The sequence below is a fragment of the Bradyrhizobium sp. KB893862 SZCCT0404 genome, assembly GCF_018130885.1.
Taxonomy (GTDB): Bacteria; Pseudomonadota; Alphaproteobacteria; order Rhizobiales; family Xanthobacteraceae; genus Bradyrhizobium; species Bradyrhizobium stylosanthis.
In genome coordinates, this window is the sequence record NZ_JAFCLT010000004.1 from 83818 (window position 1) to 104133 (window position 20316).

The following is a 20316-nucleotide window of genomic DNA, read 5'->3' on the forward strand; positions in this document are numbered from 1 at the left end:
ACTGCCGCCGCGGCCATAGATGTCCCGGATTCTGCTGCGCTCCATCCGGGCTACGCGCTCTACGAACTACGGCGCCGTTCTGATCTTCGCGCGCAGCGATGCCGGCTCCACGATCCCCGGCAGGAAGCTGAAATTCGCCGAGGTCTTGCCGTCGACCAGCGTCGCGAAATTGTGGCAGCTGACGCATGAGCCCGGACCCGCGGCCCCATTGCTCAGATAGTTCTGGATGTAGGTCTCGAGCGTCATGTTGGAGAGCATGCCCGGCACGGCGTTAGACGGAACAGGATTTGGCGGGGTCGGGGGCTCGACATTGCCGCCCCATTGCGTGCCGACCAGCATGTAATTCTGGAACACGCTCTTGAGCGACCCGAGCGCCATTCGCCATTGCGCGTTGAGCACCTCCGTCGTCGGATAGATCCGCCAGCAGCGCACCGCCTGCGGCTGCGCCGTCGCGCTGGTCGTGCCGCCCTGCGCGTACGGCTTGCGCGGATTCCAGGGAAACGCCGTCTTGGTGCCGCCGGGCGATTGCGGCGAGATATTGGTGCCGAGGCCCGACGTGGTGGGGTTGAAGAACGAGAAATGCGAGCCCGGCGCCGGGTTCGCCGGTCCGCAGCTCGGCTGGTTGATCCAGTTCGTGGCCTTGTCGGTGCCGCAGCCACCCGCGACGTTGCAGGGCGCGTTCGCGAGCGGCGCGTTGTCGACATGCTCGAACGTCGCCCAGATCCATTGCGGCCGGAGCGCGGGATTGGTCTTGTCCACCGGATTGCGCTGGAGGATGTGCATGCCGACCAGCCCTACCCGCTCGCTGCGGCAGAACGGGCGGCCGTCGCGCACGAGATCGCCGGACACCGCGAGCAGGATGTTCTGCGTGAAGAATTTTGACGGATCGTCCTTCGACGGGTCGAGGATGCGCCAGGACGCCTTGATCTCGATCGAACCGTTGGCGCCGTCGGGCACCGTGGCCGAGGATGTGAACTCGGCACCTCCTGGGTTGTTCTTGATGAACTCGAGCTGGCCCGCCCTGGTCGTCAGCGTCTGCGACTTCTGGCCACCCGGCGCCCGCAGATATTGCGCCTCGATGTCGTTGACGCGCCGCTCGAACAGCGTCCAGTTGCCGTTGATGTCGATCAGCGGCTTGTTGGTCGCGGCCTGCAGATATTCCTCGTTGTTCGGCATCGGCTGGCCCTTGCCGTTCGAGCCGATATGGAAGATGGGGAGAGCCAGCGCCTGCGGGCAGCCGGCGACGACTGGCGAGTTGCCGAACAGCGACGAGACAGATGGATAGGTCTGCCAGACCCGCCGTCCCGGCTGCGTCAATCCTTGAGCCGCCGGATCCTTGACGCCGCTCGCCACCCAATTGAGCGCGACGAACATCTGCCACGACATGTTGTCGAACGGCGATTGAACGTCTTCCTTCTCGTTCTGCGGCGGCTGGCCATAGAGGCCGTTATAGCCCTGGGTTTGCGCCAGGCCCTGATCGGGACCGATATAGGCCGGCACGATGGAGCACAGTCCGCCCGTGCCATTGGCGCAGAATTTTGCCTGCGGAAGATAGGGCGGTGCTGCCGGCTGCGATTGCGGCGCCTGCGCCTGTGCGAGCCGATGCGACGGCACTGCCAGCACGACCGCGGCAAACGCCAGCGACGTCAGGGCCAAAGACGTCCAATGCTTCATGGGAGGTCCTCTGGATGCGAGCTCAACCGCCCCGTCTCGCCCGAGCTCAAAATGAGATGCGCGACAAAATCCCGAAACCCGCCCGACAGGGCATTTCGGTTGCTTTCCAGATCAAAGCTACTTTAGGTTTAATACCACCTCACGACGGATCGTACAATCATTCTATTTCTGATTGCGACGATGGGCGAGGAAACGGGACGCAGCGGATCGTGGCGACCGCGACTAGTTGCTCGTCACCGGCTTGGGCGGTCGCGGCGCTGATTTGGAGGGCTTTGCACCTGGCTTGGCCGCGGCCCGCGGCGGCGGCGTATCGACGGACACCAGATACGCGGCGAGCGCCTTGGCGGAGTCGGAACTGGTGGCGTAATGGTCTTTCAGGAACCAGGACAGCGTCAGGCTGAAGCGTCCCTTGGCGAGGCCGCGCGGGCTGCGGTGGCAGGTCGCGCAGCCGTCGGCAAACAGCCGCTCGGCCGACTTGCCGGCATCGAGATTCTGAGCGAAGGCGACAGTTGCCGTCAGCGCGGCGGCCGCCACAGTCATGAGGGGCGCGATCAGGCCGCGCCCCGGTCGGAATAGCGATATCAACGTCATCCCCCGGAGCGTTTTCGAGCGAAGCGGATAGACCGCCTCGCGTCAAGAATACGCCTCAAACCAGAGCCTGTCGTGCGGTCAAGCCGCCAGCAACTGATCGAATTCGGGCGGCGCGTAGGCCTTGCCGTCTTGGTCGGTGATGACGACCTGCCATCCCTCGCTCGCCCACACCCTGGCCTTCGCCACAATCAGCAGCCGGCTCTCGCGGTTGAAACTGTACTTCTCATTGTCGCGTTCTGCGACCATCTTGTAGGCCAATGCGCATCCCCTTGCGTCGCCCGCACCCACATTCCAAGTGGCAGCGGGCTTTGGCGGCAATTCGCCGGGAGCGTGGCAATTTGGTGCCATCCGAGGCAGCATTGTGCTTGGCTCCGGCCGAACCACGGAGGTCGATCTTGCGCCCGATCATGAATGCGATTCAGCTTGTCGCGGGCTTGCTTGGCATCGGTTTGCTTGGCATCGCTCTGGCCGGCGCGCCCGCAGCGGGGCAGACCTACGACCCGCGCTATCCCGTCTGCATCGAGGTCTACACGATCGACGGCAGCACGATCGATTGCAGCTTCACCTCGATCGCACAGTGCGCTGCGACCGCATCCGGTCAATCCGCGCAGTGCTATGCCAATCCCTATGCCGCGCAGGGCCGGCAGCAAGGCCTGGCCTCGTCGCCGCCGCGACGAAACCGATAGCCGGAGCGTCCAGATCAGTGGACGCGGATAACGTGGGGACGGCCGAGATCGATCAGCCCCTGCACTGCCGAGAGGCGGTCGTCGAGAGCCGCGATCGTCAGCAGAAGATTGTTGCGGCGCTCGTCGAGCATTCCCATTTCAGCGCCGGAAAGTTTCGTGCTCGTCCGTTCCTTCTGGATGCCTTCGAGGGATTTGCGCAGTCCGGCAATCAGGCCGGACAGTTGCTTGGCCTCTTTGGTCATCGACCGCTTCGCGACATTTTGGCGGCGCGTCTCCGCCTGGCTCTGTCTCATCACATCCTCCCGTGCCCCGCTGCCCCGAGTGGATGCTTACATCTTTGGGTACACATCTTACGATCGATGAAATCTGCCCGCGAAGAACTTTCTTAAATTGTACGCGCAGGGAACCGGAACCGGCTGCACTGAAAAGCCCGGCGCGAAGGCCGGGCTTTTTCCTGGGATCTTAGTGCTTCTCGTGGCCGCCGCCGGGGCCGCCGGCGGGCGCACCGCCACCGCGCGGGGCGGCGTTGATGTGCGGGGCACCGCCGCCACCGCCGTGCGGCATCGCAGGCGCAGCGGCACGCGGCGCCGGCATCTGCGCACGGGCATTCATCGGCGAGCCGTGGCTCACATTGGGCTGCGCGACATGCGGCATCGCAGGCCGTGCGGCAGGTGCAGCCGAGACGCGCGGAGCTTCATGCGCACGTGCCATCGGCGGCGCATGCGCGGCCGCGCGGTTCGCAGGCTGCTCGCGCATCATGCGTGCCTGGGCATCGCGCGGATTGCGGATCTGCGCATTGGTCCGCTCGTGAGCGATGCGCTCGCTCCGCTCCGCACGGGTCCGGTCTGCTGCAACCGCAGCGTCGCGCTTGGTGATCGCTGCGTCACGCTTGGTGATCGTGGCGTCGCGTTTCGCGATCGCCGCGTCGCTCTTCGCGATCGCTGCATCACGTCCGGAGATCGCAGCGGGACCCTTGCCACGCACGCCTTCGCGGCCCAGCGCGATCGCCGCATCACGCGTCGCCGCGCGGCCGATACGGGCCGCACGCGGATCAATCGTCATCCGCGTGGCGACGTTCTGATGCGAGGTCCAGTAATTATTCCAGTAGGCGTGGCGGCGATACCAGGGCCGCCCCTCGTAGTAGCTCGACCAGTACGAGGTCAGCACGAAGGGGACGACGGGCACGTCGATCTCGTCGACATAGTCCGGGAGATAGACGTAGTGATTGCGGTAGAGGTATTCGAGATATTGCGACGACACCCAGCCGCGATCATCCGAGAAGCTCACGTCGCACCAGGCATTGCCGCGCAGGCAGCCATGGATGTTGACGCGAGCGCCCTCGGGGATGCGATCGACCATGGGAAAGCCCGAACCCGGTCCGGCGCGCAACCCGGTCGAGACGGTGACGATGCCCGGCGCGGCCAGTGCGGCCGTCGGGGCGAGCAGCAATGCTGCAACCAGAACGCTTTTGAGTCTCATTGTGTGTTCCTCCTCTGCGAGTCGGAACGCGCAGGCGGAACGAGCGTTCCGCGTGCAGAGGTCGCATCCGTCGAAAGATTGAGATGCAACCCGTACGCGGTTCAATATTCATTCGCCGTTCATCGGCGCGGCGCGCAGAAGCACTGCGAACGCGTCAATTCACCGGCAGCATGAAGCCGTCGAAGTACGACGCAAGCGCAGCAAAGTCAGTGATCGGCAGCACGCTTGCGACGTACTGATCCGGCCGCACCACGACCACGCAGCCGGCGGCGCGATCGATGCCGCGCATCGCAAAGACGTCGTCGCCGCCCTTGAGGTCCGGACAGAACATCTTCTCGTAGTCGATGAGGCCATAGCGGCCCTTGCGCGGCAGCAGCAGAGCGGGCATCGCCTCGACGGCAAGCGCGCGATGATCCTGCTGGAAGACCGCGCGCAGATCGATCACACTGTCGATGTCGGCGCCGGCGGGCGTGTAGCGCCGGAGCGGCGATCCCCTCGCCCCGCTGAGGAAATCGCACAGCGCGCGGATGGCCGAGCCCGAGGCAGCAGGATCTTCCGCCGGCGAGAACGCGTAGATACGGAAGCGGCCATCGGCCAGCGATGCGTGGCCGAGATGGACCGGCTTGGCATCCCCGAGCCGGATGACCGGCGCGGAATGGAAGCGCTTGCCGATGACGAAGCCTTCGGCGAGATGCTGGTGTGATGTCGCGCCGGTGAGAACCGACGGCTTGTAGTGCGTCGCCGTGCCTGCGGTGTAACGGCCGTGCCGGACGAAATAGTCCTGCGTTTTGGCCGCATCGGCGCCGCCGGCCTTGGCGGCCGACGCCAATATCCCCGCCCACTCCCGATCGAAATCGATCAGCTCCTTCGCGACCGCCTGGCGCTCCGCCGAATAGGAATGCAGAAGGCCTGGCGCGCACCGCCCCCGCAGCACGGCAGCGAGCTTCCAGCCGAGATTGAAGGCGTCCTGCATCGAGACGTTCATGCCCTGCCCGGCCTTCGGGCTGTGGGTGTGGCAGGCATCGCCGGCTATGAAGATGCGCGGCTGGCGCGAGGCGATCGCGGCTTCCGGCACGTCGTCGAACTTGTCGGTCAGGCGCTGCCCGATCTCGTAGACCGACCACCAGGCGATCTCCTTCACATCGAGCGTATGCGGCTTCAGGATCCGCTGCGCCTTCGCGATCACGTCGTCGGCGGTGATGTTGCGATTGGCGACGCGTTCACCGACATCGAGCTTGGCGAGCTCGACATAGATGCGGACCATGTAGCCGCCTTCGCGGGGAATGATCAGCAGGCTGCCGTCCTTCGCCGACTGGATCAGGGCCTTGAAGCGGATGTCGGGAAAATCGGTCACCGCCAGCACGTCCATCACGCCCCAGGCGTGATTGGCGGAGTCGCCATGCAGCTCGCGGCCGATCGATTTGCGCACCGTGCTGCGCGCGCCGTCGCAGCCGACGACGTAGCGCGCCTTGATGGTCTCGACCTTGCCCTCGTGTCCGGCATCGACGCGCTCGAGCCGCACGGTCACGGCATGGTCGGAAGGGCCTGCGGCCGGATCGACCTGGAGGTCGAGCAGGCGGCGGCTGTAATAGGGCTCGAGCTTGGCAGGCGCCTTACGCATGACGTCGAGAAAGCCGTCATGGATGCGCGCCTGGTTGAGGATGACATGCGGGAATTCGGACAGCCCGTCCTCGACGTCCTGCACCCGGCCGCTGCGCACGATCTTGTCCGGCGCCGCTTCGTCCGGCTTCCAGAACGTCGTCTCGTTGACCCAATAGGCCTCCTTCAGCACGCGCTCGCTGAAGCCATAGGCGTGAAACATCTCCATGGTGCGGCAGGCGATGCCGTCGGCCTGCCCGACCTGCAGCCGGCCCGGCTTCTGCTCGACGATGCAGGTCTTGATGTCACCGAACTGCGCGAGCTGCGCCGCGAGCGTGAGGCCCGCAGGCCCGCAACCGACGATGAGGACATCGACCTCGGCCGGGACAGTGCCCGCCGCGCCGGAAGCCTGAACGCGCTCCGCGGGATCGGCGATCTCGGGATCGCCCGGCTGGAATCCATTCAGATGGAATTGCATGAGCACTTCTCCCGTCAACGTCTTCTTCGATATTGCTCAGTATGCTGACTATCAGTATACTTGTCAATAATCCCCGCCGTCCCGCTTGCTGAGGAGAATTCGGTGAAAGACAACAACGACATGCCCGGGCATCTGGCGCGCCGGTTCCAGCAGATCGCGGTCGCGGTGTTCCTGGCCGAGGTCGGTGACGCCGGCTTCGACCTGACGCCGGTGCAATACGCCGCACTCGCGACCATCAAGGCCAATCCAGGGCTCGACCAGGTGACGCTGGCCGGCCTGATCGCCTACGACCGCACCACCATCACCGGCGTGATCGACCGCCTGGCGCAGAAGGGTCTCATCGAGCGCCGCGCCAGTCCGCGCGACCGCCGCGCTCGCGAGCTCGAGATCACCGACGAGGGCCGGCGCACGCTTCGCAAGATCACGCCAGCGGTCGAGTCCGCCCAGCGCCTCATGGTGCGCGGGCTCAGCGCGAAGGAAGCCGAGGATCTGATGCGGCTGCTGCGCAAGGCCATCGCCGCCGGCAACGAGCTGAGCCGCGCGCCGCTGCGCGAATAGGCGTGTTTGGTCCGTAATTGCCGCAGGCCCGCGAAACCTGGAACTAACCTTCGACTGTTACGGTCGGCAACATTCGGCGCTTAACGCGCGATTAACTTTGCCGTTTCGGGAGTTTTGGATGTCCAGGTTCATTATCGCCGCGGCGGCCATCGCGCTCTCGGCCGTCCCTGCGTTCGCGAACGGCCATGGCGGCGGCGATGCCCCTCCTCCGCCAAAGCCCGAAGCGACAACCGCGCCGGCCAAGGTGGTCCTGACCAAGCAGGGTCCCAAGCTGGTCGATCTCAAGGGCATGACGCTCTACACATACGAGCGCGACACCACCGGCAAATCATCGAACTGCAACGGCAAGTGCACCGAGGCCTGGGTGCCGCTGCCCGCAACCGCCGACGCCAAGGCCGTCGGCGACTTCACCGTGATCAGCCGCAACGACGGCAGCAAGATGTGGGCCTATCGCTACCGCCCGCTCTACACCTCGCCCGCCGACAAGGCGCCGGGCGATGCCAACGGCAATGCGACGACGCTGCAATGGCGTATCGCACGGCCCGAGGAGTGAGCGAGGCGCGGCGCGCGAGCTAGCCGCGCCAGCGTCTGCCGGCCTCGACCTGCGCGCTCTGCCCGGGCGGCAGCACCACGACGGTCGAATTGAGCTTCACCCGGTCGTAGAGATCGATCACGTCCTCGTTGCGCATCCGGATGCAGCCTGACGAGATCGCCTGCCCGATATATTCGGGCTGGTTGGTGCCGTGGATGCGGTAGAGCGTGTCCTTGTTGCCGGCATAGAGATAGATGCCGCGTGCGCCGAGCGGATTGGCGGGACCGCCGGGAACGCGTGCCGGATAAGGCCCGAGCCGCGCCTGGATGTCCGCCGTCGGCACCCAGTCCGGCCATTCCGCAAGGCGGCCGACGCGCGCGACGCCGGAGAAGGCCATCGCCTCCTCGCCGACCGCGACGCCGTAGCGGATCGCCTTGCCGTCAGGCAGCACGAAATAGAGATAGCGCGCATCGGTATCGACCAGGATCGTGCCCGGCATCTCCTTGCGCGGATAATCGACGATGTGACGCAGATATTGCTCGGGCACGCTCGCCTGGGCGTAAGGCGTGTGCGCGAGCAACTGCCGGTCGCGCGGCGTCATGCTCGCGTCCGTAGATGGCGAAAGCGTCGTCTGCATGCAGCCGCCGAGCGGCAACAAGGCAGCAACGAAAAAAGCGAGAACAGATTTTGGCACCACCGGCCCCCCGATAGCGGATAGCAGCGCCCCCAGCGCTTCGAGATACTGCCCAAATCGTGCTGAAAACAAGGCAGGCTGGAACACGTGCCCGTGTTCGATAATCCCGGTTCCATCACCACAAACGGCGGAAGAGCGTCGCACCATCTCCATCCTCGCGCCTTGCTTTGGTCAAACGCGGCTGGACTCGTGCGTCATCCGCCCGATGACGGGGCTTCACCTGGCTCGCGCCAATGCGAACGACCAGTCTCGAAACGCCTGGGCTTCAACACCCGGGCCTCTAAAGGAGCTGCGATGCTCGCCACGCTGAACAGCAAGCAAATCGTCGATGAGATCGTGAAGGACACGGTCAAGGACAACGATCCGCACGACGCGATACAGATTTCGCCAGAGATCGTGCTGGCCTCGCGCCCGATCAGCGTCGCGCCCGCACTGGCGCCCGAGATCACGCCGCGTCCGGAGCCGAAGTTCGCGCCGGAGCCCAAGATCAGTTCTGAACCCAAGATCGATTCCGAGCCCAAGGCCACGTCCGAGCCGCGGTTCAGCCCTGAGCCGAAATTCAGCCCGCACGCGGAGCCACCCGCTTCAGTGTCCTCGGTGGCCACCGAAGTGCGCGTCACGGCCGACGATGGTCACGGCCGAAAGAAGCGCTCCTCTGCCGGCAGATGGATGCGTGGCGCCTTCGTCACGTTCCTGTTTGCGGGCACCAGCGCGGCCGCCACGATTGCGTGGGAGAAGCACGGTGATACCGCAAGGCAGAAGCTCGCGGAATGGACGCCGGTATTGGCTTCGCTGCTGCCGTCGACACCACAGACTGCGCCGGTCGCCGCTGCACAGGCCGCCCCGCCCGCACCGCAAGCCGCGGCGGATCAGCCGATCGATCAACCCGCGGCAGCGCCAGCCGTGGCCGATCAACCTGCAAGCCCACCTGCGGTTCAGGTTGCCGCCGCCGCGCCTGCGGCAACACAGAGCGATGCAGCGCAGTCGGTGCAGTCGATGACGCGCGATCTCGCGACGATGGCGCAGCAGATCGAAGCGCTCAAGGCCAACATCGCCGAGTTGAAGGCCGGGCAAGAGCAGATGGCGCGCGAGATGGCGAAGCCGCCCGCACCGAAGCCGGTCGTCGAGGCGAAGCCATCAGTCGATCCGCGCGCACGCGTGTCCGCGCTGCCGCCGCGCGCACCGGTTCCGGCACCGCCGCCGGTTCGCAAGCCGAAGCCCGTCGTGTCGCACACCTACATGCCGGCCTATTCACCTGCGCCGGTCGCACCTCCGCCGCCGCCATCGCAAGCTGCGGCGGTCCCGCCGCCTCCGCCGGTCACGACGACGCAAGCCGTTGCCGATGACGACGGACCTGTCGTGCGTCCGCCGATGCCGCTGCGCTAGAGCGTGATGCGGAGCCGAAGGGCCGCGTTGGCGCAAAGCGCGACGCGGTCTTTCGCAAAGATCATCCGAGTCGATGTGATGCGTTGAGTCCGGGTGACTACGGGAAGCGATGGTTGGATCGCTTTCCTCAATGAGAAAAGGCCGTCGGGATCTAAGCCGCCGGCCTTCTCTTGCAGCTGCCGGTTCCCGGAGCCCGGTTCTGCTGCAATTCCATGCCTTATGATCACGCCGGTATATTTAATAAACTCTTAACGAGCTTTCGTGCTGCACATCATTTCTGCGCCATAGGCACAGAGATTGTGCGGCTCGTTCATTCGATAAAGACAGACTCAGTGGTATCATCCGCGATGTGTCGGGACTTCCGTTGAAGACTTGATTTCAAGATTTGAAATGAGACTTGCAACTGAAACTTGGGTCGTCACACCGGGGAATTCGGATGCCTTACTACTCCTTCGATCTTGTGGTCGGTGAAGAGTTCAAGAACCAGGGTGGAATCATCCTCGAGGACATCGAGGTTGCTTCCGACCGCGCCGATCAGCTGGCGTGCGAGCTGTCGCAGGTGAAGCCGGAGCTGCAGCAGAAGGGCTGCGCCGTGCGCGTCACCGACCGCGATCAGAACGAGGTCTATCGCACCCCGCTCGATCCCGTGCCGGCCTGGCAGCGCTAGCTACTCATCGAGCACCGGCGCTTCGAACCAGTTCGTCAGCGACAATCCGCCGTCGACGACGAAGGCTGCGCCGGTGACGTAACCCGCGATCTTGTTCGACAACACGCTCAGTGCCATCGGAGCGAGGTCGTTCGCCTCGCCGAGCCGTCCGAGCGGAATGTGCCGCGCCAGCGAGGCGTCGGCGACGAACCCGCCCGCTGCGATCGCCCCCGGCACCAGCGCGTTGACGCGGATGTTGTGGCGGCCGAAGCTCTTCGCAAGCTCCTTCACCAGCATCGCTGTGCCCGCCTTTGCCGTCGAGTAGTGCGGCAGGTTGCGCGGCGTGCCGGCGTGCAGCGAGGTCAGGAACAGGAACGAGCCGGGTCGCTTCGCGGCGATCAGTCCTTTGGCAAGCTCGCGCGCCAGGTGAAAGCCGGCATCGAGATTAACCGCGTGCATCTCCTGCCAGGTCCTGCGATCGACCGCGAGCGCATGATCGGCCTCGCGCCGCGGCGGCGAGGCGCTGTGCACGAAATGCGTCACCCCGCCCAGCGCCGCGCGAGAGGCAGCCAGCAGCGCATCGCAGGCTTCCAGCTTTGCGAGATCGCCGACCCAGGGAACGGCCAACTCGGGCCTCGCGCTCGCGGCGATCGCGGCACTCACCCGTTCCGCACCGACATCGGCGAACACGGTCCGGACGCCCTCGCCGACCAGGGCCTGCGCGATCGCGCGGCCGATGCCGTTGCCCGCGCCGGTGACGAGCGCGGTGTCGGCTGCGGGATCGAATGGGGCGCTGAACAGGCTCATGTCGTTCTCCGGGGTCCTCTGGCGCCAGTCTAGTGCACCGCACCGCGATGCGACAATTGCGTGCCGGCACCATTGCGGAGCAGCGCCCCGGACGCTAGCCTCCCCAAAAATCGAGGAGGATACCAAGGATGCGCACCGGTTTTCTGATCGCGGGCCTGCTGCTGCTGACCGCGCCGGCCCAGGCGGGCGACAGGCCCATACGTTCGACCTATGTGACGATGGTCCTGCAGGCCTTCGCCGCCAAGGTCGAATGCCCGGGCACCGATCTCGTCTATCAGGACCTCGTGCAGAAGGCCCAGCAGATGCAGCTGCCCGACGGCACCACCGAGAAGGTGCGCAAGGCGATTGCCTGGATGCACACCGGCGGCAAGATGGGCGAGAAGCAGGACGACGATCTGATGGCTGAGGTCGCGGTCGCGACCCAGGCCACCGACATGGACCAGCGTCGTCTCGGCATGCCCGGCTGGTGCGAGGCCCAGAAGACCAACCTTGCCGGCCTGATCCGCAGCAAGGGCGGCTAACCCGGTCTTTCCAATCGGACGTTAAGCACGCCGCGGCGGAACCGCCGCCGTGGCAAATAATCGTCACATTCCTCGCGAGCATGCGGCTCTTCGAACAGGAGACCTCCATGCGGATTGCGCATTTCGTCTTTACCGCCGCGCTTGCGGCGAGCACCGCGATGGCCGCCCCGGCCCTCGCGCGTAATAACGATGCCCAGAAAGGCGAGGACAAATCGATCTCGTCCTCCACCTGCAGCGCCTATCAGCAGGCGGCGGACGGATCGTGGGAGCAGCTGCCCTGCAAGGAGACGGGCGAGCGCGGCCAGCCGCAGACACAGCAAAAGTCCGGCCGCCAAGGCACCGATCAGGGCGAGCACTGAGCCGCCGACGAGACGGGAACTTCCGGGTTCCACCCCCGTTGAGCCGGTGGCAGTGGTGGAGTGCCCATGAATCGGCATGGGCAGGACCGCCAAGGCGGCCTCTGGAAACGCAAACCCTGCGAGCGTGCGTGGCTTCGATCGAGTTTGATGACCTTCAACACCGTCTGAAGGCGCTGGAGGAGGAAAACGCACGCCTTCGCGCGCTCGGGATGGCTGACCAGACCGGGCGCCGCAGGGCAGAATCCGCGCTGGCCGAGAGCGAGGAGCGCTACCGGACGCTGTTCAACTCGATCGACGAAGGATTCTGCATCATCGAGTTCTTCGATGGCCCGCACGGCCCGCTCAGCGACTACGTCCACGTCGAGGCCAATCCCGCCTACACCCAGCACGCCGGTATTCCCAACGTGGTCGGCCAGAAGGTCCGCGAGATGGTCCCGGCCGAAGCCGACGGTTGGGTCGAGCTCTATGGTGGCGTGCTCAGGACCGGCCAGCCGATCCGCTTCGAGCGCGAGCTGGTCGCAACCGGCCGGCATCTGGAGCTCGCCGCCTTCCGTGTCGAACCCGCCAGCCGCAAGCAGGTCGCGGTGCTGTTCCAGGACATCACGTCGCGCAAGCGCGCCGAGCGGGAATTGCAGCAGCTCAACGAGACGCTGGAAGCGCGCGTGATCGCCGCCCTGGCGGAGCGCAAGCTGATGGCCGACCTCGTCGAGGGCACCGACGCCTTCGTCCAGGTCGTCGCCCCCGACTTCCGCTGGCTCGCGATCAACGGCGCCTCGGCGCGCGAATTCCACCGCATCTACGGCATCTTGCCCAAGGTCGGTGACAACATGCTCGAACTGCTTGAGGATCAACCCGAGCATCGCGACGCCGTCCGCGCCGTCTGGTCGCGAGCCCTCGCCGGTGAGGCCTTCGTTGAAATCGCCGAGTTCGGCGAGCCCGGCCGGTCCCGCCGCTGCTACGAGATGCGTTTCAACGGCCTGCGCGACGGCGAGGGCCGGCTGCTCGGCGCCTACCAGTTCTCCTACGACGTCACCGATCGCCTGAGGGAACAACAACGGCTGCGCGAGGCCGAGGAAGCGCTGCGCCAGTCGCAGAAGATGGAAGCCGTCGGGCAGCTCACCGGCGGCATCGCGCACGACTTCAACAACCTGCTCACCGGGATCATCGGCTCGCTGGAATTGCTTCAGACCCGGCTCGGCCAGGGCCGCGTCAAGGAGATCGACCGCTACGTGACGGTGGCGCAAGGCGCCGCCAAGCGTGCCGCGGCGCTGACGCACCGGCTGCTGGCATTCTCGCGGCGGCAGACGCTCGATCCCAAGCCGACCGACCTGAACCGGCTCGTCATGGGGATGGAGGACCTGATCCGCCGCACCGTCGGCCCCGAGATCGCGCTGGAAGTCGTCACTGCCGGCGGATTGTGGCCGACCCTAATCGACGCCTCGCAGCTGGAGAACGCCCTCCTCAATCTCTGCATCAACGCGCGCGACGCGATGCCAACCGGCGGCCGGCTCACGATCGAGACCGCCAACCGCTGGCTCGACGATCATGGCGCCGGCGAGCGCGATCTGGAGCCTGGCCAATACGTCTCGCTCTGCGTCACCGATACTGGTACCGGCATGCCCCCCGACGTGGTCGAGCGCGCGTTCGAGCCCTTCTTCACCACCAAGCCGATTGGTCAGGGCACCGGGCTCGGCCTCTCGATGGTCTACGGCTTCGTGCGCCAGTCCGGCGGCCAGGTCCGGATCTATTCCGAGGTCGGCCAGGGCACGACCATGTGCCTCTATCTGCCGCGGCATTACGGCAAGGACGCCGACAAGCCGTCCGCGCTGTCCACGAGGAGCGCGGCGCGGCAAAAGGCGAGCCACACCATCCTCGTCGTCGACGACGAGCCGTCGATCCGCATGCTGCTGACCGATGCACTGGAGGAGCTCGGCTTCAGCGTGCTCGAGGCACATGACGGCCCGACCGGCCTGAAGATCATGCAGTCGGATGCGACCATCGACCTGCTGGTGACCGATGTCGGCCTGCCCGGCGGCATGAACGGCCGCCAGCTCGCGGACGCCGCGCGCACGACGCGGCCCGCGCTGAAAGTGCTGTTCATTACCGGCTACGCGGAAAACGCCATCATCGGCAACGGCCAGCTGTCGCCCGGCATGCAGGTGCTGACAAAGCCGTTCGTGGTCGAGGCGCTGGCGAGCCGCGTCCTCGACATGATCAAGGATGGAACCGGAAGAAGGTAAGCGCGCGTCAGCTGAGGGCCGGCCCGCGCATGATCTTCATGGCATCCTCAATGTGACGCCATTCCTTGGCCTCATCGGCCTCGCCGCGACCCTCGCAGGCCTGCGCCTGTTCGGCCGCCTTCGCGATCGCCGCAAAACCGTGCCGCTCCAGCATCTGGCGCGCGACGGTGTGGACCTGCAGCTCGGACATCATGGGCGCTCTCCCGGTATGAGGAAACCGCGGTGCCCGGCTCGGCGTTTCCCGCGGCTCCAGGACAACGATCTCGCTAGCGGTCCCGTTCCGCCTCGGCCGATCACAACGCAGCCCCGAGAAACTTGAACCGCCAAACGACGAAGGCGGCCCGCCATGCCCGGCGGACCGCCTTCTCACCCACCCCAAAGCTGAAATTCGCTAGCCGCGTCCCCTACGCGACCGCCGCTTTCTTGCGCTCGAAGTCGTTGGGCACCTCGATATCGACCTCGAGGGTCGAGACCTCGTCGCCGCGCTCGAGCCGGACGATGACCTTGGTCGGGTCCAGCGTCACATGCTTGGACACGACGGCGAGGATTTCCTCACGCAGCACGCCGAGCAGATCGGGCTGGCCGCGCATTCCGCGCTCATGGGCAAGCAGGATCTGCAGCCGTTCGCGTGCGACCGGTGCAGAGGCCTTGTTGCCGCGGAGAAGCCGAAGCAGACCCATGCTCATGCAGCCCTCCGTCGCAGCAGACGATCCATGAAACCCTTGCGCTCGGTCGGCACCTGCATGGCGATGGTCTCGCCGCACAGCCGCCGCGCCGCGTCCATATAGGCCCGTGCGGGCGCACCGTCCGCGTTGGACAGCGTGACGGGCGTGCCGACGTTGGAGGCCTTCAGCACGTCCTGGCTCTCGGGGATGATGCCGAGCAAGGGCGTTGCGAGGATCTCGAGGATGTCGTCGATGGTCAGCATCTCGCCGCGCGCGGCGCGCGAGGGATCGTAACGGGTGATGAGAATGTGCTTCTCGACCCGCTCGCCCTTCTCGGCCCGCACGGTCTTGGAATCGAGCATGCCGATGATGCGGTCGGAATCGCGCACCGAGGAGACTTCCGGATTGGTGACGATCACGGCCTCGTCGGCAAAGCGCATTGCCATGGAGGCGCCGCGCTCGATGCCGGCCGGGCTGTCGCAGATCACCCAGTCGAAGCGGCTGCGCAGGTCGGCGATGACCTTGCCGACGCCCTCTTCCGTCAGCGCATCCTTGTCGCGGGTTTGCGAGGCCGGCAGCAGCCAGAGGTTCTCGAGCCGCTTGTCCTTGATCAGCGCCTGCGGGAGTTTCGCAACGCCCTGCACCACGTTGATGAGGTCGAACACGACGCGGCGCTCGGCGCCCATCACGAGGTCGAGGTTGCGCAAGCCCACGTCGAAATCGACGACGACGACCTTGTCGCCGCGTTGCGCCAGCGCGGCCCCCAATGCGGCGGTCGTCGTCGTCTTGCCGACGCCGCCCTTGCCTGATGTCACGACCAGTACCTTACTCATCTGAAATGTCTCCTTTGCTGGTCAGTTCAGTGCGGTAATTCGCATGGTATTCCCCTGCAGCCAGGCCTGCGCCGGCTTGCCGCGCAAGGCGGCGTCGATGTCGTCCGCAGTCTGGTAAAAGCCATCGATCGCAAGCAGTTCAGCCTCGATCTTCTGGCAATAGATGCGCGCGCTGGTGTGACCGTTCACGCCGGCCATGGCGCGGCCGCGCAGCGCGCCGTAGATGTGGATGGAACCGCCGGCGACGACTTCGGCGCCGGAGCCGACCGAGCCGAGAATGGTGACGTCGCCTTCCGGGAAGATCACGGTCTGGCCGGAGCGCACGGGCGCCTCGAGCAGCAGCGAGGTCGGCTTGGCCTCGGCCTTCGCTTCGGACTTCTTGGGCGCGGTCGGCTCGACCACGCAGCTGCGGCCGCCCGAGAGCAGCGGCGGCATCATCGGCGTCAGCCGTCCCTCCTCCACGCCCTCGATGCCGAGCACGCGGATGTTGCGGTCCTGCAGGCTGGTCAGCAGATGGCCGATGCCGGCCTGGCTGAGGTCGACCGAGGACAGGTCGATCACCACGGGACGGCCGGCGAAGAAGCCCGGAGAGCGGGCAATCGTGGCGTCGATCTCGGCCAGCCAGTCCTGGATCGGAACCGTCGGCACGAACACGAAGGCCACGTAGGAACGCCCGCGCAGGCGCACCATCTGGCGTTGGACTTTTGCTGCAGCCTCCATAGCGGCCGACTCGTTCCCTGTTATTGAATGGTTAACGATGCGGCGGATATGGTTAACGGCCGGTTAATATCTCCGCGGGGTTACGTAAGCGCGTGGATGAGCCTGGGTGGCCCTGCTCTCGTGTCCCCGACGCGGTGCGGCGCGAAGTGCCACTCCGCAGAGCCGGGACCCAGGAGCGGCACGGACAACGCGGAGAGATGGGCCCCGGCTCTGCAGCGCACCGTCGCAGGGACGCTGCGCTGTGTCCGGGGCACGAGAGCGGAGTGAGTCGCGCCCTCTCACCCCACCCTCCTTGTGATCGCAGTCCCGATTGACACCGTCGCGCCAACTGGTTTCGATCCGCCTCCCCCACGGATGGAGCCGATCATGTCAATTCAGTCGTCCATCAAGCGCAAGACTGCGCCGGACATCCGGGCGCGCAAGCGCGGCGAGCCGATCGTCATGCTGACCTCGTATCATGCGCACACGGCAGCGCTGGTGGATCGGCATTGCGACGTGATTCTGGTCGGCGATTCCCTTGGCAACGTCATGCACGGCTTCGAGACGACGGTGCCTGTCACGCTCGACATGATGATCCTCCAGGGCGCTGCCGTGATGCGCGGCTCCAGGCAGGCGCTGGTCGTGGTCGATATGCCGTTCGGATCGTATGAAGCCTCCAAGGAGCAAGCGTTCAACGCCGCAGTACGGATCATGAAGGAAACCCAATGCGGCGCGGTCAAGCTTGAAGGCGGCGTCCGCATGGCCGAGACGATCGCATTCCTGTCCGGGCGCGGCATTCCGGTGATGGGCCATATCGGCCTCACGCCGCAATCCATCAACACGCTCGGTTCGTTCCGTGCCCAAGGGCGCAACGAGGCGGATTGGGGTCCGATCGTAGACGACGCCAGGGCCGTCACCGAGGCCGGTGCCTTCTCGGTCGTGGTCGAGGCCGTGGCCGAACCGCTGGCGCGCAAGATCACGGAGACGATCGCGATCCCCACCATCGGCATCGGCGCGAGCGGGGCCTGCGACGGCCAGGTGCTCGTGCTCGAAGACATGCTCGGGCTGTCGCCCCGAACTCCGAAATTCGTCCGGCGGTACGGCAATCTGGGTCCGGCCATTGAAGCCGCGATCGAAAGCTATGCCGCCGACGTCCGGTCACGCGCCTTTCCCGGCCCCGAACACGTCTACGACATGAAGAAGAACTGACGGCAGCAAGCCGTCAGGCGCCGCTTACCTCACCGGCTACTTCTTCACCTTGCTCGCATCCATCTTGATGGCGGGATCGAGCATCTTCGTCGTGAACGCCGTGGTCACGTCGAACGGCTTCTCCATGCCGAGATACGTCTGGACCAGGTCGTAGTCCTTCTTCATCCGCTCGCCGTCGATCCAGCCGAGGCTCTTGGTGGTGGTGAACTCGTCGGTCATCAGGAACTTGATGCGCTCCCACTGCCGCTCCTGGTTCTCCTTGTCGAGACCGGAGACCTGGTCGAGCAGCGCCTTGAGGCAAGGGGCGGCATCGGCGACGCAGGCCGCGAAGGCCTTCTGCGTGACGCGGACGAATTCCTCGACCACCTTCGGGTTCTTCTGCAAATACGCGCCGTTGACGATCAGCGAGTTGCCGTACGGATTGAGGCCGATGTCCTTCCAGTTGACGTAGCCGAGGTCCTGGCCGAACTCGATCACCTTGAGATCGTGCTCGTTGTAGAAGTCGCTGATGATGTCGACGGTGTGGCTCTTCAGCGCCGCGATCTTCGCGGTCGGTCCGACATTGACGAAGCCGACCGCATCGGGCGCGATCCCCGCAGCCTTGGCGAAGGCCGGCCACATCACGCGCGAGGCATCGCCCGGCGGGTTGCCGATCTTGTGGTTCGGGAAGTCCTTCACCCCGTTCACGCCGTAGCTCTTCAGCCAATAGAACGTCTGCCCGGTGTTGGCGTAGACGCTCATCACCGCCACCGTGTCGGCGCCCTTGCTCTTGGCCACCAGCATGGTGGCGAGGTCGGCGACGCCGAACGGCGAGCCGCCGGAGCCGACCTTGGCGGCGGAGACGCCGGAGCCCTTGCCGGTCTCGATGGTGAGGTCGATGCCCGCCTTCTCGTACCAGCCCTGCGCCTTGGCGTAATAGTACGGCGAATGGTCGGCCGTCGGCGTCCAGTTCAGGATCAGGTTGACCGCCTCGCCCGCGCTCGCCGGCACCGCCGGCAAACCGAGCGCCAGCGCCACAACAGCCGCCTGCAAATGCTTCATCGCATCTCTCCTCATTCCCGCGACCCGGCTTGTCGCTCTCCCCTTGTGAGGATACCAATGCAACAAGCCCGCCCTCCACTTGTCAACTGTTTGGTTGGAAATGCCCGCAAAGCGATCTGGCGACACCGTGCCGCAGCGCCGCGATCCCGTCGCGACCCGCAAGAAGCTGCTCACCGCGGCGCGCCTGGAATTCGCCCGCCACGGCCTTGCCGGCGCCCGCGTCGACGAGATCGCGGAGCGCGCGGCCGTCAACAAGCAGCTGGTCTACCACTATTTCGGCGACAAGGACGCGTTGTACCTTGCCGTGCTCGAATGGGTCTATGAGGACATCCGCGAGCAGGAGCGAAAGCTCAATCTCGAAGGCCTGCCGCCGGACAAGGCGATCCGCCGGCTGATCGAGGCCTCGTTCGACCATCTGGCGGCAAACCCCGATTTCATCGTGCTTCTGAACGACGAGAACCGCGGCGGGGCGCCTCATGTCCGCGGTTCCACGCGGCTCGAGGCGATGCATTCCCCGCTGGTCAAGAGCGTCTCCCACATTCTGCACGAGGGCGTGCGTAGCGGGCTGTTCCGCAAGGGGATCGACCCCGTGCAGCTCTATATCTCCATTGCAGGCCTTTCCTATTTCTTCTTCTCCAACACGCCGACGCTGTCGGCGATCTTCGGCAAGGACCTGTCGAGCCGCGCCCAGCGCCGCGCCCGCCGCCGCCATGTCGTCGATCTCGTGCTGCAGTCGCTCCGGCCTTAATCAACCAACTGGTTGAAACTTGCCCCGGAGGCGTCTAGGCTGACCGCGGCGGCAGAGAGGCCGCGGGCAACAGGGAGCAGACGGTGGCAGCTGACGGCGCACGCACCGCACGCAGCTTTGCGATCATCCTGATCGTGCACCTCGCCGTGCTCGTGCTCTGGCAGGTCCTGGTCGACGCCTTCCACGTCCCGAAATTCATCCTGCCCTCGCCGCTGGCGACGGTGCAGACGCTGGGCACCGCGAGCTATGCCTGGGGCGCCAACACGCTGGTGACGGCGGTCGAGATCCTCGGGGGCTTTGCCCTCGGCGCCTTCGTCGGCGTCACGCTGGCCGTGATCTTCAGCTGGGCGCCGCTGCTCAGCCTCGTCCTGCTGCCGCTGTTCGTGACCTTGAACATGATCCCCAAGGTCGCGCTCGGGCCGCTCTTCATCGTCTGGTTCTCCTACGGCATCGTGCCGAACATCCTGATCGCCTTCAGCATCTGCTTCTTCCCGATCCTGCTCACCACCGCGCGCGGCCTGCGCGAGGTCGAGCCCGATTTGCTCGACCTCGTCAAATCGCTGCGCGGCTCGCGCTGGACGCTGTTCCGCAAGATCCAGCTGCCGGGGTCGCTGCCTTACGTGTTCTCCGGCATGAAGGTCGGTGCCATCCTCGCGGTCGCCGGCGCCATCGTCGGCGAGTTCATCGCCTCCGAGCGCGGGCTCGGCTACCTCATGATCCAGGTGCAGTCCTCGCTCGACACGCCCGCCATGGTGATGGCGGTGGTGTTGCTGACCCTGCTCGGCGTCGCCCTCTACGGCCTCGTGCTCGTCCTCGAACGCATGTTCGTGGTGGGCGATGCAAGACAGACCTGAAGACCAAGGACGAAATC

At 65.6% G+C, this 20316-nt stretch carries 24 protein-coding genes; 11 read left to right on the forward strand and 13 right to left on the reverse strand.

What is annotated here, in order from left to right; all coding sequences use genetic code 11:
* Positions 1-66: 66 nt before the first annotated feature.
* The 3 genes from JQ617_RS18180 to JQ617_RS18190 all read right to left on the reverse strand — a co-directional run bounded on the left by JQ617_RS18180 (position 67) and on the right by JQ617_RS18190 (position 2523).
* Positions 67-1674, reverse strand: coding sequence for a hypothetical protein (locus JQ617_RS18180; protein WP_212027515.1), 1608 nt, complete (start codon positions 1672-1674; stop codon positions 67-69).
* Between the two features lie 222 nt (positions 1675-1896).
* Complete coding sequence (locus JQ617_RS18185; RefSeq protein WP_212027516.1) at positions 1897-2214, reverse strand: hypothetical protein; 318 nt, start codon at positions 2212-2214, stop codon at positions 1897-1899.
* Between the two features lie 129 nt (positions 2215-2343).
* Positions 2344-2523 carry a hypothetical protein gene (locus tag JQ617_RS18190; protein ID WP_063683832.1) on the reverse strand — a complete coding sequence of 60 codons (180 nt, stop codon included), beginning with the start codon at positions 2521-2523 and terminating at the stop codon, positions 2344-2346.
* A 137-nt stretch (positions 2524-2660) separates the two neighbouring features.
* Between JQ617_RS18190 and JQ617_RS18195 the strand changes: the two genes are divergently transcribed.
* On the forward strand, positions 2661-2951 hold the full coding sequence (locus JQ617_RS18195) for a DUF3551 domain-containing protein (protein ID WP_186467303.1): 291 nt from the start codon (positions 2661-2663) through the stop codon (positions 2949-2951).
* Positions 2952-2965: 14 nt separating this feature from the next.
* On the opposite strand, the gene JQ617_RS18200 is transcribed toward JQ617_RS18195, so the two are convergent.
* The 3 genes from JQ617_RS18200 to JQ617_RS18210 all read right to left on the reverse strand — a co-directional run bounded on the left by JQ617_RS18200 (position 2966) and on the right by JQ617_RS18210 (position 6507).
* Entirely contained in the window at positions 2966-3193 is a 228-nt protein-coding gene (locus tag JQ617_RS18200) for a hypothetical protein (RefSeq protein ID WP_249157240.1), read from the reverse strand.
* Positions 3194-3413: 220 nt separating this feature from the next.
* On the reverse strand, positions 3414-4430 hold the full coding sequence (locus tag JQ617_RS18205) for an SH3 domain-containing protein (RefSeq protein WP_212027517.1): 1017 nt from the start codon (positions 4428-4430) through the stop codon (positions 3414-3416).
* 154 nt (positions 4431-4584) lie between these two features.
* The gene (locus JQ617_RS18210; protein ID WP_212027518.1) at positions 4585-6507 is read right to left on the reverse strand and encodes an FAD-binding monooxygenase; all 1923 of its coding nucleotides are present in this window, start codon (positions 6505-6507) and stop codon (positions 4585-4587) included.
* A 102-nt stretch (positions 6508-6609) separates the two neighbouring features.
* On the opposite strand from JQ617_RS18210, the gene JQ617_RS18215 reads away from it, so the two are divergent.
* Both JQ617_RS18215 and JQ617_RS18220 read left to right on the forward strand, forming a co-directional pair.
* The gene (locus tag JQ617_RS18215) at positions 6610-7065 is read left to right on the forward strand and encodes a MarR family winged helix-turn-helix transcriptional regulator (protein ID WP_063683840.1); all 456 of its coding nucleotides are present in this window, start codon (positions 6610-6612) and stop codon (positions 7063-7065) included.
* A gap of 118 nt (positions 7066-7183) precedes the next feature.
* Positions 7184-7618 (forward strand): COG4315 family predicted lipoprotein, encoded by a 435-nt coding sequence (locus tag JQ617_RS18220; protein ID WP_212027519.1) that lies wholly within the window; start codon positions 7184-7186, stop codon positions 7616-7618.
* A 19-nt stretch (positions 7619-7637) separates the two neighbouring features.
* Here the strand turns inward: JQ617_RS18220 and JQ617_RS18225 are convergent, their stop codons facing one another.
* On the reverse strand, positions 7638-8234 hold the full coding sequence (locus JQ617_RS18225; RefSeq protein ID WP_186467301.1) for a L,D-transpeptidase: 597 nt from the start codon (positions 8232-8234) through the stop codon (positions 7638-7640).
* A 351-nt stretch (positions 8235-8585) separates the two neighbouring features.
* On the opposite strand from JQ617_RS18225, the gene JQ617_RS18230 reads away from it, so the two are divergent.
* Positions 8586-9677 carry a hypothetical protein gene (locus JQ617_RS18230; protein WP_212027521.1) on the forward strand — a complete coding sequence of 364 codons (1092 nt, stop codon included), beginning with the start codon at positions 8586-8588 and terminating at the stop codon, positions 9675-9677.
* A gap of 436 nt (positions 9678-10113) precedes the next feature.
* A complete protein-coding gene (locus JQ617_RS18235) occupies positions 10114-10344 on the forward strand; it encodes a DUF6894 family protein (protein ID WP_063683845.1) in 231 nt (76 codons plus the stop codon).
* Here JQ617_RS18235 and JQ617_RS18240 read toward each other — a convergent pair whose 3' ends face one another.
* A complete protein-coding gene (locus JQ617_RS18240; RefSeq protein ID WP_212027522.1) occupies positions 10345-11130 on the reverse strand; it encodes an SDR family NAD(P)-dependent oxidoreductase in 786 nt (261 codons plus the stop codon). It abuts the gene before it with no gap.
* A gap of 128 nt (positions 11131-11258) precedes the next feature.
* Here JQ617_RS18240 and JQ617_RS18245 point away from each other — a divergent pair, with 128 nt between their 5' ends.
* The 3 genes from JQ617_RS18245 (at position 11259) to JQ617_RS18255 (ending at position 14250) form a co-directional block, all read left to right on the forward strand.
* Positions 11259-11651 carry a hypothetical protein gene (locus tag JQ617_RS18245; RefSeq protein WP_212027523.1) on the forward strand — a complete coding sequence of 131 codons (393 nt, stop codon included), beginning with the start codon at positions 11259-11261 and terminating at the stop codon, positions 11649-11651.
* Between the two features lie 107 nt (positions 11652-11758).
* The gene (locus JQ617_RS18250) at positions 11759-12010 is read left to right on the forward strand and encodes a hypothetical protein (protein WP_212027524.1); all 252 of its coding nucleotides are present in this window, start codon (positions 11759-11761) and stop codon (positions 12008-12010) included.
* Between the two features lie 128 nt (positions 12011-12138).
* Positions 12139-14250, forward strand: a complete 2112-nt coding sequence (locus JQ617_RS18255) for an ATP-binding protein (protein ID WP_212027525.1) — start codon at positions 12139-12141, stop codon at positions 14248-14250.
* A 7-nt stretch (positions 14251-14257) separates the two neighbouring features.
* Here the strand turns inward: JQ617_RS18255 and JQ617_RS18260 are convergent, their stop codons facing one another.
* The 4 genes from JQ617_RS18260 to minC all read right to left on the reverse strand — a co-directional run bounded on the left by JQ617_RS18260 (position 14258) and on the right by minC (position 16468).
* A complete protein-coding gene (locus JQ617_RS18260) occupies positions 14258-14443 on the reverse strand; it encodes a hypothetical protein (protein WP_063683853.1) in 186 nt (61 codons plus the stop codon).
* 211 nt (positions 14444-14654) lie between these two features.
* On the reverse strand, positions 14655-14936 hold the full coding sequence (gene minE, locus JQ617_RS18265; RefSeq protein WP_028136732.1) for a cell division topological specificity factor MinE: 282 nt from the start codon (positions 14934-14936) through the stop codon (positions 14655-14657).
* Positions 14933-15748, reverse strand: a complete 816-nt coding sequence (minD, locus tag JQ617_RS18270; RefSeq protein WP_212027526.1) for a septum site-determining protein MinD — start codon at positions 15746-15748, stop codon at positions 14933-14935. Before minD ends, minE begins: the two co-directional genes overlap by 4 nt.
* Positions 15749-15769: 21 nt before the next feature.
* On the reverse strand, positions 15770-16468 hold the full coding sequence (gene minC, locus JQ617_RS18275; RefSeq protein WP_212027527.1) for a septum site-determining protein MinC: 699 nt from the start codon (positions 16466-16468) through the stop codon (positions 15770-15772).
* A 366-nt stretch (positions 16469-16834) separates the two neighbouring features.
* On the opposite strand from minC, the gene panB reads away from it, so the two are divergent.
* A complete protein-coding gene (gene panB, locus JQ617_RS18280) occupies positions 16835-17656 on the forward strand; it encodes a 3-methyl-2-oxobutanoate hydroxymethyltransferase (RefSeq protein WP_212027528.1) in 822 nt (273 codons plus the stop codon).
* A gap of 36 nt (positions 17657-17692) precedes the next feature.
* Here panB and JQ617_RS18285 read toward each other — a convergent pair whose 3' ends face one another.
* Entirely contained in the window at positions 17693-18697 is a 1005-nt protein-coding gene (locus tag JQ617_RS18285) for an ABC transporter substrate-binding protein (protein ID WP_212027529.1), read from the reverse strand.
* A gap of 100 nt (positions 18698-18797) precedes the next feature.
* Between JQ617_RS18285 and JQ617_RS18290 the strand changes: the two genes are divergently transcribed.
* Both JQ617_RS18290 and JQ617_RS18295 read left to right on the forward strand, forming a co-directional pair.
* Positions 18798-19445 carry a TetR/AcrR family transcriptional regulator gene (locus tag JQ617_RS18290; protein ID WP_063683865.1) on the forward strand — a complete coding sequence of 216 codons (648 nt, stop codon included), beginning with the start codon at positions 18798-18800 and terminating at the stop codon, positions 19443-19445.
* Positions 19446-19528: 83 nt separating this feature from the next.
* Positions 19529-20299, forward strand: coding sequence for an ABC transporter permease (locus JQ617_RS18295; RefSeq protein WP_212027530.1), 771 nt, complete (start codon positions 19529-19531; stop codon positions 20297-20299).
* The last annotated feature ends 17 nt before the right edge of the window (positions 20300-20316 follow it).